Source organism: Verrucomicrobium sp. BvORR034, from assembly GCF_000739635.1.
GTDB lineage: Bacteria > Verrucomicrobiota > Verrucomicrobiia > Verrucomicrobiales > Verrucomicrobiaceae > Verrucomicrobium.
In genome coordinates this window covers 54,237-69,533 of the sequence record NZ_BATQ01000072.1, presented here as the reverse complement: position 1 = coordinate 69,533, position 15,297 = coordinate 54,237, and the positions used below count along the sequence as shown (strand labels likewise).

Sequence of the window (15,297 nt, the reverse complement as noted above, 5' to 3'; positions counted from 1 at the left end):
GTGGACTCTGTGGGCTGCATGTTGGGGTCCGAAGACTCCACCGTGGTCGTCGGTGCCCCGGTCTGGGTCACCGGGCTCGTCTGGTAGCGGGCCTGCCCTGAAGGGGGGTCATCCAGCGAGTACCCGCTATTGCGCTGGCGGATCGTCTCCTGCGAGCTGGTAGTTTCACAACTGGCAAGCACCAAACAGGCACCGGCGCTTAGCAACGGCAACAGGATCGAGGTCTTCATCTTCAGGGGAAGGGAGTTTAGGAATTCACGCGCATCGGCATGAGCACATAGAGGAAATTGGTCCCACTACGCAGCACGCCGGGGCTGATCTCGTCAATCAAATGAAGGTAAACTTCGTCACTGACAAGATTGCGCAACGGAGCCATGAAAAACTCCGGGTTGAAGGCGATGGTCATCTCCGCCCCTTTGTAGTTGATGGCGACGCTCTCGCGGGCCTCACCCACGTCGGGAGCATTGGCCACCACTTCGAGATTGTCCTTGGTGAGGTGCAGCTTCACCGAGTTGGACTTGTCGCTGAGCAGCAGCGACGTACGGCCGAGGGTGCGCAGGAGGGGCTCACGATCCAGCGCAATGCGCTCACGGGCCTCTCCGGGGATCACCTGGCGGTAGTTCGGGTAGTTCCCCTCGATCAGCTTGCTGGCGAGGAAGAAGTCACCCAAGTCAAAGGCGATCTGGCCGGAGCCCACCTTGAGGGTCACTTCGCCCTCATCTTCAAGGAGGCGTTGGACCTCATTCACCGCCTTGGTCGGGATGATGATGTCCACCTCATTGCTCTGGGGGAATTCCAGTTCCTGCTCCACCATGGCCAGACGACGGCCATCGGTGGCCACCATCGTGAGCATGTTCTCCTTGAAGGAGCACAGGATGCCGTTGAGCACATAGCGGGTCTCATCGGTGGAGATCGCGTAGGACGTTTTGCGCAGGCAATCCTTCAGCACCCGCTGCTCCAGCTTGAACTCACGCGCCTCGCTGAAGGTGGGCAGGGGCGGAAACTCGTCCGCCGCCAGGCCCATAACCTTGAAAAAGCTCGGACCGCTCCGGATGTGCGCCACATTGCGCTCGTCCACGGTCACTTCGACTTCGTCCGCCGGCAGTTCCCGGATGATCGAGACCAGCTTGCGCGCTGGGAGGGTGGTGGCTCCAGCCTCCTCAACTTCCGCCGCCACCGTACCGCTGATACCCACGTCAAGGTCCGTCGTGACAAACTGCAACTGGCCGTTGCCTGCCTTGATCAGGACGTTGGAAAGGATGGGGAGCGTCGTCCGGGTGCTGACGACATGTTGCACTTGTTGGAGCGCGGTGAGGAAAGCTTCCTTGCTGATGGAGAATTTCATGGTCAGGCTTGCGGCTTCTCTTAGCGAGAGGCAAAAATTAAGCAAGCATAATGGGAGCAAAACCGGATGGTGTCGAAGGAAAAAAGTCCTTTCGTCTCACCCGTTTTGCTCCCGGCAACCCGATCAGGAAATCTTTTTAATTTTTTCCGTCAACACACCCAACGTGCGGCGAAATTCTTCAGAATTTGCCTTCGTGGAGACCGCCTTGCAGGCATGAATGACCGTTCCGTGGTCGCGCCCGCCAAAGGCATCGCCAATTTCCTTCAGCGAGGACTTGGTCAGCTCCCGCGCCAGGTGCATGGCAATCTGCCTTGGGATGGCGATTGAGGCGGGTCGGCGATGGCTCGTCATATCGGCCAGACGGATGTCGAAATGCTCTGCCACGACCTTCTGGATCCAGTCAATGGTGACCGCCTTGGCATCCGGCTCTTCCAGAATGTCGCGGAGCAGGGTCTCCACGATCGTCTGGGTGAGCGGGCCGCCATTGCCCAGGGAGATGTGGGCCGCCACGCGCATGAGGGCCCCTTCCAGACGACGGACGTTGGTGCGAATGTTCTCCGCGAGAAATGAGAGGACCCAGTCATCCACCTGGACGCACCAGTCCACCATCTTCTGGCGCAGGATCGCCGTGCGAGTCTCAAGGTCTGGAGACTCGATCTGGGTGGCCATCCCCCACTCGAAGCGGGACACCAAGCGAGCCTCAAGGTTCTTGATCTCGCTCGGAGCACGGTCACTCGTCAGGACGATTTGTTTAAAAGAGTTAAAGAGATCGTTGAAGGTGTGGAAGAACTCCTCCTGGGTGCTCCCCTTTCCAGCAAAGAACTGGATGTCATCGATGAGCAGGACGTCCACCTTCCGGTACTTCTGGCGGAAGGCGCTCACCTTGCTGTGACGCAGAGCTTCGATGTACTCGTTGGTGAAGGCTTCACTCGTGACGTAGCGCACCACCTTCTTGGGCTTGTTGTGCAGGATCTCACGCCCGATGGCCTGCATCAGGTGCGTCTTGCCCAAGCCTACTGCTCCGTGCAGGAAGAGCGGGTTGTACGTACGCCCCGGCTTCTCCGCGACGGCCTTGGCCACCGCGCAGGAGTAGGTGCAGTTGGGCCCCACGACGAAGGCGTTGAAGGAAAAGCGTGTATTGAGGCCCGACTCCATCAGGAGGCGGTTGAAACGCGAGTCGGTCTCGAACAAGGGACCGGTGGCCACTTCTGCCTTGTCCGTGCCCCGGTCCATCTTCTTCGCCGCTTCCTTGGCAGTGAGTGCGACCCCTGCGTCGAAACTTGCCGGGACCAGATTGGGCTGGCTGGGAGCTTGCATCTCCTGAACCACCGCCGGTGCTGGCACGGACTTGAGTGTCGGCGGCTCAGACACGGCATCTGCTGCGACGATGTAGTCGACCTCACGCCCACCGGGCAGGACCTCGCAGATCGCTGCTTGCAGCAGTTGCTGGTAATTGTCCTCAATCCAGTACTGGTGCATCAAGTTTGGCACCAGAAGCACGAGCCGCTGCTCATCCAGCAACTGCAAGGCCACGCGCTGGAACCAGCGCTCAAACATGAGGGGACCGATGCGCTCTTTCATCAGCGCCTTGATGCGGGGCCAAGGTTCCACCTCGGCTGTGGCTACGGGACTCCCGCCCGTCCACAAAGGAAGCTCGCCCTCCAACTCCCCTTCCCCGATCATGACCGTATTTGTCATCTTTCCGCTTGGTACTTTTAGGCCCCCTGATTGATCCATTTCACCGCACTCTTAACCCCGCTCCCGCCGCCTGGAAAGTTTTTAAAATTCATGCTCATGGTTTAGGACTCTTCACGACGTCAAACAAGGAAATCTTCACATAATTTTAGAAGCAGATTTTAGTTGTCAGTCAGTAATGCAGATTTTTAATTTTATTTTATGGCGTTTCAAACTTGGATCATTTTTTCCATGACGTTCGACTTGACGTTTTGCCGCCTTCGATAAATCAAGCCCTCTGGAACTTTCCCTCTGCCCAGGATTGCCATCTGCACCAACTGGCATCAATCATGCCTGTCATGTCTCTAGATTTTCCAACCCTCAAAAGCCTCTTGCAAAAGCGTCTCGCTGTCATCGGTGACCACGCTCTGCGCGATGCAGATCCCGCCTCCCACCTCAAGGCGCTGCAGGAGGTCTCCGAGGCCATTGAAGTCGAGCACCAGCGGCTCCGTGGCAGCCTGCCGGGAAGGTTGCGTCATTTCCTCGAACAAGCCAGCTACCAGAAGGCTCTGGCCTTGTTGGAAGATGGAGGTTTAAGCATCGAGGGGCCGCATTGAGTGGTTTCCTAGTCCGGTAAGCGGTAAATGGGGAGTGGCAGGTAGGAACTGGGGGCGAGAGATCATCAGCCGTGGTCCTCAGTCGTAGCTGCGTTCGTGAGAACGTGGTGTATCCTTCGTCCCTGCTGCGCCTCATCATCCCACAACTTTCTCCCGCCCAGCAGCCTCTACCGCAATCCTCAGAAGTAGCTGCGTTTGTAAAAGCGCGGTGCGTCCTTCGTCCATGCTGCGCTTCATCATCCCACCACCATCTCCGGCCCGGCAACCCTTCCGCATTCCTACGAATGCAACTACGAGCAGCCTTCAACAGCGCTCCTCCGTCGTGGTTGCGTTACCGAGCGACCAGCGCAAAGAGCTTCTCCAGCGCGCTGCGAGGTGCCCGGGTGGCAATGAAATAACATTGACTGCCATCGCTCCAGCGCGCCACGTTCCAGCCATCCCGTTCCACGAACTCGGGACGACGCTGGGGCGGGGCCCCCGGCAGTCCGCCCTCGGCGTTGTTCACCACCACAAGATGGGCCTCTTTGCCGGGCATGATTTCAAAGCAGACCACGGTCACCTGCCGGGGTCCCACCTGGACCGACTTGCACCCCAGACTGGCCATGGCCTCCACTCCTTTGGGAAGACCTGCCGGCACAGGACGATGGTCTTTCACCAGCAGGCTCCGGATCTCATCCAGATTGCTGGAAAAATGATCCAGTGGCATTGAGCCGGAATCGATTTCACGCACGAGAGCCAGTGACTCGCGCTGCCACTCTGGCATGGACCGGTGGTGGCCCACATCATCCCACAAGACCACCGCCCCCACGGCGACCACGGCCATAGCAGCAATCGTGCTCAACCAAACATCCAGCCGACGCTTCGCGGGTGACTTCACCGCAGCGGAGTGTTCAAGCTTCAGCAACTTCGCCCGCAAATCATCAGGCACCGGCACACCCGCCATCGCGCTGGCAACTTGCTCATCGAGCTGACGCCGCCTCTCATCCCAACTTGCCAAGGATGGGTCGGAGACCACCAGGGCACGAGCCTCCTCCGCTGTGTCCTGTGGACGCAGCGTGGTGGCATCGAGATTCAGCCTGGCTTCTTCAGGGGTCATGGCTCTTTATAGAATCTTCATCGCATCAGACATGCCATTGTGAAGGGTGCTCACGCAGCCCTCCCTTCTCGAGGTGGATCAGCGTATCGTTCGAGGATCTTGCGGAGCGCCGACTTGCCGCGGGAGAGGCGTGACATCACCGTGCCAATGGGCACCTCCAACACATCGGCAATCTCCTTGTACGAGAGCTCCTTCAAATAGAAGAGCACCACGGGGGCACGGTAGGTGGCATCCAACTGCTCAAGCGCGCTCTGCAACGTCACACTGTCCACGACGGGAGGATCACCGGCGATCTCCACCACTTCGCCGTGGCGCTCCGGATCAAATTCAATCTCCTCATGGCGCTGCTCCCTGCGGGCCATGCCGAGCCATTCCCGATACAGCGTCGTGAAGAGCCAGGTCTTCACCTTGGATTTGTCCCGGAGGGTATCGCCCTTGCGAGCCCATTGGAGGAAGGTGTGCTGCACCAGATCCAGGGCCGTGGCCTGCTGATGACACATGCTCAGGGCAAAACGATAGAGCGGCGCATAATGCGCGTCCACAATCTGCTCGAAGCTGGGCATCACCTCCCCCACTGCCCCAGCTAAGGTGCGGCAGCGCTCACGGTCAATCGGGATCTCTCTTTCCGGGGACTCCATCCAGCTGACAACATTGCCCCACGTCACACCCGCATTGGTCTGAAGGGTGCTCATGTAAAATTCAGTTTTGCGTTGGGATTGATGACGGACATGAGTTCGGTCCTGACGCGTTGACCGAAACCCCATCTGCGGGTAGTCGGAGATGAGAGCTCTCATCCCGGCCGAATATTCCCAAAAAACAGAATTCTTTCGCTCCCCATCTGCTGTGACTCCGCCCCCTACCTGGAAGATTGCCGCCGACACCGGCGGGACATTCACGGACTGCCATGCGCTCACGCCTTCGGGTGAGGAGCGTCGGGTCAAGGTCCTGTCTTCAGGGGTGCTGCGCGCCCGGGTGGAGGGGTGGGATGAGCAGGGCGCGGTGCTGGCGCAGACTTGGGACATGCCGGACGGTTTCTTCAATGGGTGGACCTTGCGCCCTGCCTCAGGCGCAGGAGCAGGCAGCATCATCCGGTGCTCCAGGGTCGATCAAGGACGGCTGCACCTTGAGTTCAATGAAACACCCCGACTGGCCCTGCCGGGGGCGCTGGTAGAGCTCACCTCTGGCGAGGCTGCTCCGGTGCTGGGAGCGCGGCTTCTGACCCGCACAGAATTGGGACGAGCCTTTCCGCCTCTGCAGTTCCGTCTGGCCACCACACGCGCCACCAATGCCCTTCTGGAGCGCAAGGGCACGCCGGTGGCTTTCTTCATCACCCAGGGGTTTGCGGATCTCCTACGCATCGGAGACCAGCGCCGCCCCCATCTCTTTGCCCTTCATCATGCCCCGCGTGAGGTGCACTATGCGTCGGTCTGCGAGGTAAAAGAACGCCTGAGGGCCAATGGCACTGTCATCAAGCCCCTCGATGAAGAGGCCCTGCGAGCCTGCGCCTTGGAACTGGTGCGATCGGGTCTGGTCACGGCCGCCGTCAGCCTGCTGCACAGCGACATCCAGCCCGAGCATGAACTGGCCGTGGAGAAGATCCTGCTGGAGTGCGGCTTTCAACACGTCTCCCTGAGCAGCCGCCTCGCCCCCTTCATCCGCATTCTCCCCCGGGCCCAGAGCGCAGTGGCCAATGCTTATCTGACGGGACCCGTCGAGCAGTTCATTCGCGATGTGGCCACACCCATCGCAGAGGGACACGACACTGTGCCTCTGTCCCTCATGACGAGTGCGGCAGCACTGGAGCCCTCCGCCACCATTCAGCCAAAGGACCTGCTGCTGAGCGGCCCCGCCGCGGGCGCGCTCGGGGCTTTGCATGCCGCGCAGAGGCTGGGCTACTCCCGCATCATCACCTTCGACATGGGCGGAACCAGCACCGACGTGGCGCGACTGGATGGTGCGGTGGCCTACCGCTTCACCCAGTCGGTGGGTGGCATCACGTTGCTGAGCCCCAGCGTGGCCATAGAAACCGTCGCCGCGGGTGGCGGATCCATTTGCCACCTCACTCCGCAAGGACTGGCGGTGGGTCCGCAAAGTGCGGGCTCTGATCCCGGCCCCGCCTGCTATGGCAAAGGTGGCCCTCTGGCCATCACGGATGTGAATCTGCTGCTGGGACGCTTTGACCCTTCCCGGGCTCCCATCCCCCTCAGTCTGGATGCTGCGGAGGCCCGGCTGCAGGAACTGCTGGCCGCCAGTCAGGCCCAGCTTCAAGATCCGATCACCCGGGAGGAATTGCTGCTCCAGTTGCTGGCGCTCGCCACCGAGCGCATGGCGGATGCGATCCGGAAGATCTCCGTGCTGGAAGGCTATGATCCGGCGGAATATGCGCTGCTCGCCTTTGGCGGTGCCGGCCCCCAACACGCCTGCGACGTCGCAGCGAGGCTGGGCATGACCACCGTGCTCGCACCACACCACGCCGGGATCCTGAGCGCCGTGGGCCTGCAGGAGGCGATGCCAGAGAAGTTCGCGGAAAAACAAGTACTGCAACCACTGGAAGACATGGCCACTACTTTGCCCGATTTGCTGGCCAGTTTGGCGGCAGACGCCCGGTCCGAGCTCCCGGATGGAGGCCAGGGAAGCACCCTCCGCCAACTGGCCGAGCTGCGCCTGCGAGGCCAGGACACCCCGTTGCAGATCGAGTTTGTGGACTCCTCAAACCTGGCACGAGATTTCGCCATCCGATACACCCACCTCTTCAGCTATGCTCCGCCTTCCACCAAGCCGGTGGAACTGGTCAGCCTGCGCGTCATTGCCACGGGTGCGGTCCCCGCTCCCGCCAAGTCGTCTGATCGCGCTGCCCTGCTCGCACCCGTGACCGGTCCGGCGCTGGTGCAGGACGCCTTTAGCACCCTGCTGGTGGCATCGGGCTGGACAGCTCAGGACCAGCCTGCTCTGGGCTGGGTGCTCAAGCGGGAGGCCACCAGGGAAGAGAGCGGCTCAGGATCCGTTCCTTCGGACCTGTTCCGGCATCGCTTCACCAGCATCGTGGAGGACATGGGAGCCCTGCTGCGTCGCACCGCCCTGTCCACCAACATTCGTGAACGGCTCGACTACTCCTGCGCCCTGCTTTCACCTGAAGGCCGTCTGGTGGTCAGCGCCCCCCATATCCCCGTCCATCTGGGTGCCCTGGGTGTGTGTGTGCGAGAGGTGCTGAAGATCTGCCCCGTGCAACCTGGGGACACCATCATCACGAATCACCCTGCATTCGGCGGCTCTCACCTGCCAGACGTGACCCTCATCACCCCGGTGTTCGATGCCTCCTCGAACCTGCTTGGCTTCGTGGCCAACCGCGCCCACCATGCAGAAATTGGCGGGCTTTCCCCAGGCTCCATGCCGGCCAATGCCCGCACGCTCCCCGAGGAAGGGGTGGTCATCTTCCCCCAGTACCTCCGGCGGGACGGAGAGGTTTTGTGGGAGGAGATCCGCAGTCTGCTCACGACGGCCCCCCACCCGACGCGCTCGGTGGAAGACAATCTGGCCGACCTGCAGGCCCAACTGGCTGCCAATCTACTGGGGGCGGAGCGTCTGCTGGGCCTGATTCCTGACGGTGCAGCCCCTGCCGTCCTGCCGCAGCAGATGCAGCTCATCCTGGACCAGTCCAGCCGCATCATGCGGGCCTTTCTGGACCGCATCCCCGCAGGCGAGGCGGAGGAACCTCTGGATGACGGGCGCACCATCCGAGTACGACTTTCAATGGAGGATGGCAGGCTCCGACTGGACTTCAGCGGCTCAGGGTCACAGCATCCAGGAAATCTGAATGCAACGCCCGCCATCGTCAGCAGCGCCGTGCTCTATGTCCTGCGGCTCGTGCTGCAGGAGGATCTGCCCCTCAATGAAGGCCTGCTGGAAGATGTGGAAATGATCCTACCGGAGGGAAGTTTCCTTAATCCCAACTTCAATGACGGCCCCCCGCCAGCCGTGGTGGGAGGCAACACGGAGGTCAGCCAGCGCGTAGTGGACACGCTGCTGAAGGCGCTGGGCGGGCAAGCCTGCAGCCAGGGAACCATGAACAACTTCCTCTTTGGAAACACCCGTTTCGGCTACTATGAAACCCTCTGCGGCGGCACCGGAGCTTCAGAAGGCCACGCAGGCGGCAGCGCCCTGCACAGTCACATGACCAACACCGCCATCACCGATGTGGAGGTGATTGAGCGCCGTTACCCCGTGCGGCTTCATCAGTTTGCCATCCGAAGCGGCTCAGGCGGTCATGGCATTCACTCCGGCGGAGACGGCGTCGTGCGGGAGTTTGAGTTCCTCGAACCCCTCACCGTCTCCGTCCTCACCCAGCACCGGGTGACAGCCCCCTACGGACTGCGGGGAGGCGGGCCGGGATCGTGCGGCCGTCAAACCCTGGTGCCCGCCGATGGCGGAGCCCCCGAGGAGCTTCCCTCCAGCACCACCTTCACCGTCCAACCGGGCGATCGCACGATCATGGAAACTCCCGGTGGTGGCGGATGGGGAGAAGTGTGAGTGAGGTCGTCGAGGACATTGGCAGGAGGATCTACTGCCCCAGCAAAATGGCATAAAATCCAGCATGCAGTTCAACCTAAGTTCACCAGAGCCCGAACACCTGCTCTTCGTCGTGCAGGAGGCATTTGTCGTCGAAGGGCGTGGTATCATCCTCACTCCCGGCTTTCTGCGCGAGGGAGCACCACTGAGCACTCTTGCCGGAACGAAGTTGCGGCTGCACCGGCCAAATGGCTCTGACCTCATCGTGAACGCCTTTGACGAGGCTCTGGGACTGAATCTCCAAAATCCTTACTTCCCGGTTTTCGTGCGCGGACTTTCCAAAGACGAAGCGCCTCCGGGCACAGAGGTTTGGTGTACTCTACCGTCGGAGTAGTGGCACTATCTGGAACAACGCGGAAACTGAGGGCCAACGGCCCGGCTTCATTCCAGCCTGGGGGCATCGCCTCAGGTTATCAGGACCTAGAGATGCTCAGGGCTGTAGGCCCGATTCATTCAGGGATGTTCAATGCGAACGTCTAGCCGACACTCCAGCAAACTTCCAAGGGAACCCAACCTTGCCCGTGAAGCCCATAACAAAGTCATGAATGCAACCTCCAGATTCCTCGCCATTCTCATCTGTGCAGCAGGGCTGGCCCACGCCGCAGAGCCGCCTCCCACAAGCGCCATCACCGTGGCCATCCACGATTCCCACGGGCTTTCCGCCGCATCGGCAGAGGCGCACCACCTGGAAATCATCCTCTTTAAGCCGCACACCCACATCCACCTGAAGATTTCCAACACTACCCAGCAGGCATTGCTGCTCTGGCGTCCCTACTGCCCGGAAGGAGATGATGCGATGTGCATCGAATTTCGAGAGGCCAGCGCACCCGACAAGGTGTTCAGTGCCCACACGGGCTACAGCTACACGGGAGGCATGGGCATCCCCAAGGTCTTGGCTCTCGCACCCGCTGACGATCTGCTCGTGAACGTGGACTTTCTCAACGAGTGGGTGCTGCCCTTTTCCATGCAGGCCGATGAGATTCGCGAAATGGAAGTCAGGGCCACCTATCGTTCGGCCCCGCTGACTGACGAGAGACAGAAGAGCCTGTTTGGCTCCAAGCCGAAGTATTTGGTCTGGACTGGCGAGTCAGTCTCCGATTGGAAGAAGGTCCGGATCATCAATCGAACCGGATCCAAAATTGCCCCTAAGCCCTGAGGTTCGAAACCGCCGGCCGAAACCCTTGCTCCCTACGCATCCTTGGCGGTGGAGGGGACGATGAGCACCGGGCACGGCGCTTTTTTCAGCACATCTGACGTCGCCGTGCCCACCAGAAAGTTGTACAACGCCCCGTGCCCGTGGGTGCCCATCAAGATGAGATCCGCGTGAAGATGGGTCGCTTCTGCGACAATGGATTCCACCGTGGCTCCACGCAGTTGCTTGGTGGTGGTCTGCACCCCGAACTTGGTGAGCGACTCGCCCAGCGAATCAAGCTTCTCCCGGTCTGTCGCTATTTCCTCGTCCGTGGGTTCTCGCAAGACTGTCGGGGACGCGACCCCGATGCCCACCACCGTTGGTTCCTTGGGGACCACATGCACCACGATGACGTGACTGCCAAAGGCATGCGCCAGCTTATGGGCTTGCTTGAGGATCTTGAAAGTCAGATCCGAGAAGTCCACGAGTGCGACGATGGTTTTCATAAAGTCTCTGACCAGCCGCAGGGCCGGGCGTTTGTTTCATACCTTTGTATTTTCAAACCGCAGGCATGATGATGCCCGACCCGTTATTTCTCCGCCACCGTTGAGGGAGCAGGATTCGGCGTCGCTGCGGAAACCCCAGGCACAGAACTGACCCGCCAAGCGGGCTTGCCAGAGATGCGCTCTGCGTCGATTTCACACAACTTCAATCGCCGCTCGAAAGCCTCCTGGGAGGGATTGAACTGGAAAGCTTCCAACAGGCACACGGTGGCCATGAGGCCCTCATCGTTGTCGGCAATCTCCGCGATCCACGGGTGAAAGGTCGTAAATCGGGTGGACATGATCAGGCTGGTATCCTGCTCCTTCTGCCCCAGCACTTTGCGAAACCATCCGGAGAAATGGACGTCTGATTTGCACGACGCCCAGCTCATGATGTAGGGCTTGTCCTTGGACTTGGAAAGTGAGGAAGACAGGGAGGCCAGTCCAGGGCGCGTGTTGCGGTACGGAGTGTAGTCCACCCGGTGAAGGTACTTTCCCCCATCCGGCTTGATCTCGGGCGGAAAGGTATCGGGGCCGCCGCCTTCGCGGGAATGGCCCACGTACAGCATGACCTCAGCCTCTGAGGCCGCCTTCTGCATGAACTTCAGCGCCTCCTCACTGCATTTCACCTGCTGCAAATATTCGGCCCCAATGTTGCGGGCAAAGCTCGTCGTCCGGGCGCTCCAGATCATGGCGATGTTGAGCCGGCGTCCGTTGGTGCCGACACCCTCAAACAAACGCAAATTCCCCGCATCGGCGGTCACGCCCAACTGCTCACGTTTTTCTTCGGTCGGCGTTACGGGCTTGTACCCCGCCTTCTTCAGATAGTCCATGAAATGTTCCGCACGGAAGGGGTCGTTCACATGGCGGATGTCTGCCGAATTGTCGTAGCCAAAGATCACCCGGATGTCCGCCTCATTGTCATTGGCGAACACACGCTGCAGATTGCGCTCAAATGGCGTAAGGGTTGCCGCTGGTACCTGAGGCTGCACCGGGGCGACCGCAGGAGTGGAGGCAGGAGCATCCGGCCTCAGCAGGGTAAGAGGCGGTGGTGTAGGCGATACAGTGGACGACGCCATCACCCCGGCAGGTGCTGGGAGATCTGCCGCAGTCAACCCTGGCAAACTGGAACTGAGCACTCCGACCGCCACAGCCATGGACCAACCACTCCAACGATGGAGGGCTGGGCAGCCTGATAGGAGATGCATGAGTAGGGGGGACATGCAATGCCCGGGATTCCCTGGGGCGGATGATTGAATTCTACCACAGAGGGCGGGGTGATCAAGATCCGACCGTTTCATCTTCAAGGGCATGCAGGTTTGCTTGAAGATCGCGTGACACCCGGGGGCTGGTGGCACGTCCGCTGCGAAATCTCCCACTTCACGGATGGCAAAGGCGTAATCTCGTTCCAGATGTTTCGAGACTTGGGTTGCGCCCAGCGCAAATCCCCCGCCCTGCTCCATGGATCCCCTCACCCACTCCTTTCTTGGCATGGCCACCGCCCTGGTGGTCGCACGTCGTTACACTCCACGCGGCCAGGTCGCCCTGGCGGGGCTGGCGGCCGGGCTTCTGCCGGATACGGACGTCTTTCTCCGCAATGCCGCCGATCCGCTCTTTTTCATCGAGTACCATCGGCACTTCACCCACAGCCTGGCGTTTTCACCCGTGATCGCCGCATTGGCGGCTGGCATCGTCTGGCTGATCTACCGGGTGGTCGCCCGTCGCAGCATCGCCGTTACCCCGCTCCTGCTGCCTGCATGGCTGGCAGGCCTCAGCCACATTTTCTGCGACCTCTGGACCAGCTACGGCACCCGGGTGTGGTGGCCCTTTTCCGATGCCCGCGTCTCGCTCGACTGGGTGGCGGTGGTGGATCCCCTGCTGACTCTCCCGCTCCTGGTGCTGACAGTTCTAGCCCTCACGAAGCAAAGGGGAGCCCGGAAGCATGCCGCGCTCGGACTGGCGTCCGTGAGCCTCTACCTGGGGCTGGCAATCGTTCAGCATCATCGGGCATCGACGGCGGTCAGCCAGTGGCTTGCGCAATCGGGCGGCACGTCCCCTACCCCTGTGCAAATCACGGTCAAGCCCTCCATCGCGAACATCATCGTGTGGCGGGCATTGATCCGAGATCCCGATGGTGTGCGGGTGATGGCCGTTCGTTGCGGTCTGGGCGCGACTGAGATCCTCAACCCTTCGCCACCCCATTATGCCGCCTTTGCCACCCCGGCCGACGCGGTGGCCGCGTTCGGCTTGTCGGCAGATTCGGTCCAAGCCTCAGACATCAAGAGGTTCTTCCATTTCTCCGATGACTGGGTGGGCGTGCATCCTCAGCACCCCCAGGTGCTGGGCGACCTCCGCTACGCCTCACTGCCGGATGACATCCGCCCCCTTTGGGGCATCCACCTGCAACCGTCCCACCCTGAAGCCCGGGTGGAATGGCAACAGTTCACGGAAATGGAACCCGGAGCGGTGAAACGGCTCTGGGGGATGATTTGGAAATAGGGTTAAGGGTTAGGAGTTAGGAGTTGGGAGAAGAGCTTCTAACTCTTAACTCCTAGCCTTCCTATTCTCACGGAATCCTGAACACCTTCCCGTTCGTGGGATCCTTGGCCAGTGAGCCGGGATTGAGTCCGGACACGTCCAGTTCCGTGTAGGGTGGATAGGGGCTCTTCACACGGCCTGGGGTTTTGGCGCGGGTTGCCGTCTTGATGTCCTTGGGGTCCGTCTTGGGCGCGCCAGTGTCCGGCTTGGGACCGGAGGGCACCACATCATCCCTCAGCCTGGGCTGAGGCTGGGGTTCTGTCGAAGCGCGTTCTTGAGGCTCACCAGTGGAACGCTGGCGCTCATCATCCCACTCCTCATCACGATCGTCCCTCTCGTCACGGAGATACTCGTTCCTCCCGCCATGACGGGGGCCGCGCGGACCGTAGTTGTAATAGTCATCTCTCCTCCGATTGCTTCGGGGGGAGTGCTCATAGCGGTCGCCGTACTGGTAGCCTTCGTCGTAGTAGCGGCCTGAACCATGCCGCTGCCGCTGATTGTAGCGACTGGGGGGCGGGCCGCCCCCCGGGCCCGGCTCCACCATGTAGGACGGGGGCTCGTAGTAGTCGTAGGGGTCATAGACGCAGCCGACTCCTGTCACGAGAAACAGGACCGACAGGCCGGGAATTTTCAAAAATCGAAAAAGGGGGGGCTCCATGGTTGAGAGATTGGACGCAGCAGATCAAAAATAACTCAATCTACCTGAGGATCGCAATCTCCCCCTTCCTTGGGTCTCTAAGGAATGCGGAAAACCTTGCCCGTGGCGGGGTCTCTCGCCAGGGAGCCAGGGAGAACGCCGGAGGAGTCCAGCTCCAAATACGGTGGGTAGGGGCTGCGCACCCGGCCGAAGGTGGTACTCCGGGTGCCCGTCCGGATGTCCTTGGGGTCCATGGCAACTGGGGCCACCGACGCGGGAGTGATGGCGGATGCTGGCAGCTGGGCACCGACCTGCGCCCCTTCACGAGGCAATGGCAGGGTTTCGTACCCGGTTTCCATCTGTCGAATGGGGTAGCCCGTTTTCTTGTCAAAGTGCACGGGGTCCATCGGTGCCACCTCCTGCCTCAGCAGGGTGGTAGAACTCTCCGTGATAGGCTGACGTCGCGCCCCCTGGTCGTACTTGGGACGCTGGGGAATGTCGGGGGCATCTCCGTTGTTGAGCACGCCAAAGAAGCCTGAACCACCGGAGTCTTGAGTCGCACCGGCCCCCGCCGCGCCGGGAGGAAGGGCGGGCTGACCAGGCAGAGGCACCCTATCTGGCCCAAGGGCAATCTGGCCTGGCGCGGCTCCCGGCCCACCTGCTTGTGCTTGAGCCTGCTGGGATTTCCGCGCGTCTGAGTTGGCCTTCATACGAGCCGCCCATTGCGGCCCCTGACCACTGGGACTCTGCAGGCCGATGCAACCTACCAACGCCATGCCGCATACTATTGAAGTGAGGAATGACAAGGCATTGGATTTCATGGCAAATGGGCAGTGCATACCGAGGACACGGGCAAAACTCCAGCCCCCGACGCCCCCTTTCATACCGCTGGAAGAAAATCCCGGCAATGAGAGAATTGGGTGAGCGAGAAGAGACGGCAACGAGGTGTCAGTCGTGAATGCGTTCGTCTGAACGCGTTCAGGCAGCTTGCCACCCATGGACCCGCTGCCTGCCCCACAGGGCCACGCCACCCTTCCGCACTTTCACGAGTGTAGCTACGAGCTTCCGTTGCGCGGTCGATGAGAGTCAGTCGTGGATGCGTTCGTGAGAACGCGTTCAGGCAGCTTGCTACCTATGACCCGCTGCCTAC

14 protein-coding genes are annotated in these 15,297 nt (G+C 60.8%); 5 read left to right on the top strand and 9 right to left on the bottom strand.

Annotation, left to right across the window (positions count from 1 at the left end; all coding sequences use genetic code 11):
• From BV034_RS35990 to dnaA, 3 genes are all read right to left on the bottom strand, one after another.
• Window positions 1-230 (bottom strand): hypothetical protein (locus BV034_RS35990; protein ID WP_265592944.1); only part of this gene is annotated, 230 nt, incomplete at its 3' end.
• 17 nt (window positions 231-247) lie between these two features.
• Entirely contained in the window at window positions 248-1,345 is a 1,098-nt protein-coding gene (gene dnaN / locus BV034_RS12965; protein ID WP_050027430.1) for a DNA polymerase III subunit beta, read from the bottom strand.
• 123 nt (window positions 1,346-1,468) lie between these two features.
• A complete protein-coding gene (gene dnaA, locus BV034_RS12960; RefSeq protein ID WP_265592943.1) occupies window positions 1,469-3,043 on the bottom strand; it encodes a chromosomal replication initiator protein DnaA in 1,575 nt (524 codons plus the stop codon).
• 335 nt (window positions 3,044-3,378) lie between these two features.
• Here dnaA and BV034_RS35985 point away from each other — a divergent pair, with 335 nt between their 5' ends.
• On the top strand, window positions 3,379-3,636 hold the full coding sequence (locus BV034_RS35985) for a hypothetical protein (RefSeq protein WP_265592942.1): 258 nt from the start codon (window positions 3,379-3,381) through the stop codon (window positions 3,634-3,636).
• Between the two features lie 331 nt (window positions 3,637-3,967).
• Here BV034_RS35985 and BV034_RS12950 read toward each other — a convergent pair whose 3' ends face one another.
• The gene (locus tag BV034_RS12950; RefSeq protein WP_050027427.1) at window positions 3,968-4,732 is read right to left on the bottom strand and encodes a DUF3379 family protein; all 765 of its coding nucleotides are present in this window, start codon (window positions 4,730-4,732) and stop codon (window positions 3,968-3,970) included.
• Between the two features lie 50 nt (window positions 4,733-4,782).
• Window positions 4,783-5,424: an RNA polymerase sigma factor gene (locus BV034_RS12945; RefSeq protein WP_050027426.1), complete on the bottom strand. Its 642-nt coding sequence runs from the start codon at window positions 5,422-5,424 to the stop codon at window positions 4,783-4,785.
• Window positions 5,425-5,575: 151 nt separating this feature from the next.
• Here BV034_RS12945 and BV034_RS12940 point away from each other — a divergent pair, with 151 nt between their 5' ends.
• The 3 genes from BV034_RS12940 to BV034_RS12930 all read left to right on the top strand — a co-directional run bounded on the left by BV034_RS12940 (window position 5,576) and on the right by BV034_RS12930 (window position 10,454).
• The gene (locus BV034_RS12940) at window positions 5,576-9,259 is read left to right on the top strand and encodes a hydantoinase B/oxoprolinase family protein (RefSeq protein WP_063768771.1); all 3,684 of its coding nucleotides are present in this window, start codon (window positions 5,576-5,578) and stop codon (window positions 9,257-9,259) included.
• 64 nt (window positions 9,260-9,323) lie between these two features.
• Complete coding sequence (locus tag BV034_RS12935; RefSeq protein ID WP_050027424.1) at window positions 9,324-9,632, top strand: hypothetical protein; 309 nt, start codon at window positions 9,324-9,326, stop codon at window positions 9,630-9,632.
• 207 nt (window positions 9,633-9,839) lie between these two features.
• Window positions 9,840-10,454: a hypothetical protein gene (locus tag BV034_RS12930; RefSeq protein ID WP_050027423.1), complete on the top strand. Its 615-nt coding sequence runs from the start codon at window positions 9,840-9,842 to the stop codon at window positions 10,452-10,454.
• A 32-nt stretch (window positions 10,455-10,486) separates the two neighbouring features.
• Here the strand turns inward: BV034_RS12930 and BV034_RS12925 are convergent, their stop codons facing one another.
• Window positions 10,487-10,936 carry a universal stress protein gene (locus BV034_RS12925; protein WP_050027422.1) on the bottom strand — a complete coding sequence of 150 codons (450 nt, stop codon included), beginning with the start codon at window positions 10,934-10,936 and terminating at the stop codon, window positions 10,487-10,489.
• An 83-nt stretch (window positions 10,937-11,019) separates the two neighbouring features.
• The gene (locus BV034_RS12920) at window positions 11,020-12,195 is read right to left on the bottom strand and encodes a hypothetical protein (protein ID WP_265592941.1); all 1,176 of its coding nucleotides are present in this window, start codon (window positions 12,193-12,195) and stop codon (window positions 11,020-11,022) included.
• Between the two features lie 238 nt (window positions 12,196-12,433).
• On the opposite strand from BV034_RS12920, the gene BV034_RS12915 reads away from it, so the two are divergent.
• On the top strand, window positions 12,434-13,471 hold the full coding sequence (locus BV034_RS12915) for a metal-dependent hydrolase (RefSeq protein WP_050027420.1): 1,038 nt from the start codon (window positions 12,434-12,436) through the stop codon (window positions 13,469-13,471).
• A gap of 67 nt (window positions 13,472-13,538) precedes the next feature.
• Here the strand turns inward: BV034_RS12915 and BV034_RS12910 are convergent, their stop codons facing one another.
• Together BV034_RS12910 and BV034_RS12905 are read right to left on the bottom strand one after the other, a co-directional pair.
• Window positions 13,539-14,168, bottom strand: a complete 630-nt coding sequence (locus BV034_RS12910) for a hypothetical protein (protein ID WP_050027419.1) — start codon at window positions 14,166-14,168, stop codon at window positions 13,539-13,541.
• Window positions 14,169-14,245: 77 nt separating this feature from the next.
• Window positions 14,246-14,968: a hypothetical protein gene (locus BV034_RS12905; protein WP_265592940.1), complete on the bottom strand. Its 723-nt coding sequence runs from the start codon at window positions 14,966-14,968 to the stop codon at window positions 14,246-14,248.
• Window positions 14,969-15,297 lie beyond the last annotated feature (329 nt).

Excerpts from the sequence above, each read along its gene's own strand:
- dnaN (WP_050027430.1), bottom strand. The coding sequence starts at position 1,345 with ATGAAATTCTCCATCAGCAAGGAAGCTTTCCTCACCGCGCTCCAACAA.
- dnaA (WP_265592943.1), bottom strand. The coding sequence starts at position 3,043 with ATGACAAATACGGTCATGATCGGGGAAGGGGAGTTGGAGGGCGAGCTT.
- BV034_RS35985 (WP_265592942.1), top strand. The coding sequence starts at position 3,379 with ATGTCTCTAGATTTTCCAACCCTCAAAAGCCTCTTGCAAAAGCGTCTC.
- BV034_RS12950 (WP_050027427.1), bottom strand. The coding sequence starts at position 4,732 with ATGACCCCTGAAGAAGCCAGGCTGAATCTCGATGCCACCACGCTGCGT.
- BV034_RS12945 (WP_050027426.1), bottom strand. The coding sequence starts at position 5,424 with ATGAGCACCCTTCAGACCAATGCGGGTGTGACGTGGGGCAATGTTGTC.
- BV034_RS12935 (WP_050027424.1), top strand. The coding sequence starts at position 9,324 with ATGCAGTTCAACCTAAGTTCACCAGAGCCCGAACACCTGCTCTTCGTC.
- BV034_RS12930 (WP_050027423.1), top strand. The coding sequence starts at position 9,840 with ATGAATGCAACCTCCAGATTCCTCGCCATTCTCATCTGTGCAGCAGGG.
- BV034_RS12925 (WP_050027422.1), bottom strand. The coding sequence starts at position 10,936 with ATGAAAACCATCGTCGCACTCGTGGACTTCTCGGATCTGACTTTCAAG.
- BV034_RS12920 (WP_265592941.1), bottom strand. The coding sequence starts at position 12,195 with ATGTCCCCCCTACTCATGCATCTCCTATCAGGCTGCCCAGCCCTCCAT.
- BV034_RS12915 (WP_050027420.1), top strand. The coding sequence starts at position 12,434 with ATGGATCCCCTCACCCACTCCTTTCTTGGCATGGCCACCGCCCTGGTG.
- BV034_RS12910 (WP_050027419.1), bottom strand. The coding sequence starts at position 14,168 with ATGGAGCCCCCCCTTTTTCGATTTTTGAAAATTCCCGGCCTGTCGGTC.
- BV034_RS12905 (WP_265592940.1), bottom strand. The coding sequence starts at position 14,968 with ATGAAATCCAATGCCTTGTCATTCCTCACTTCAATAGTATGCGGCATG.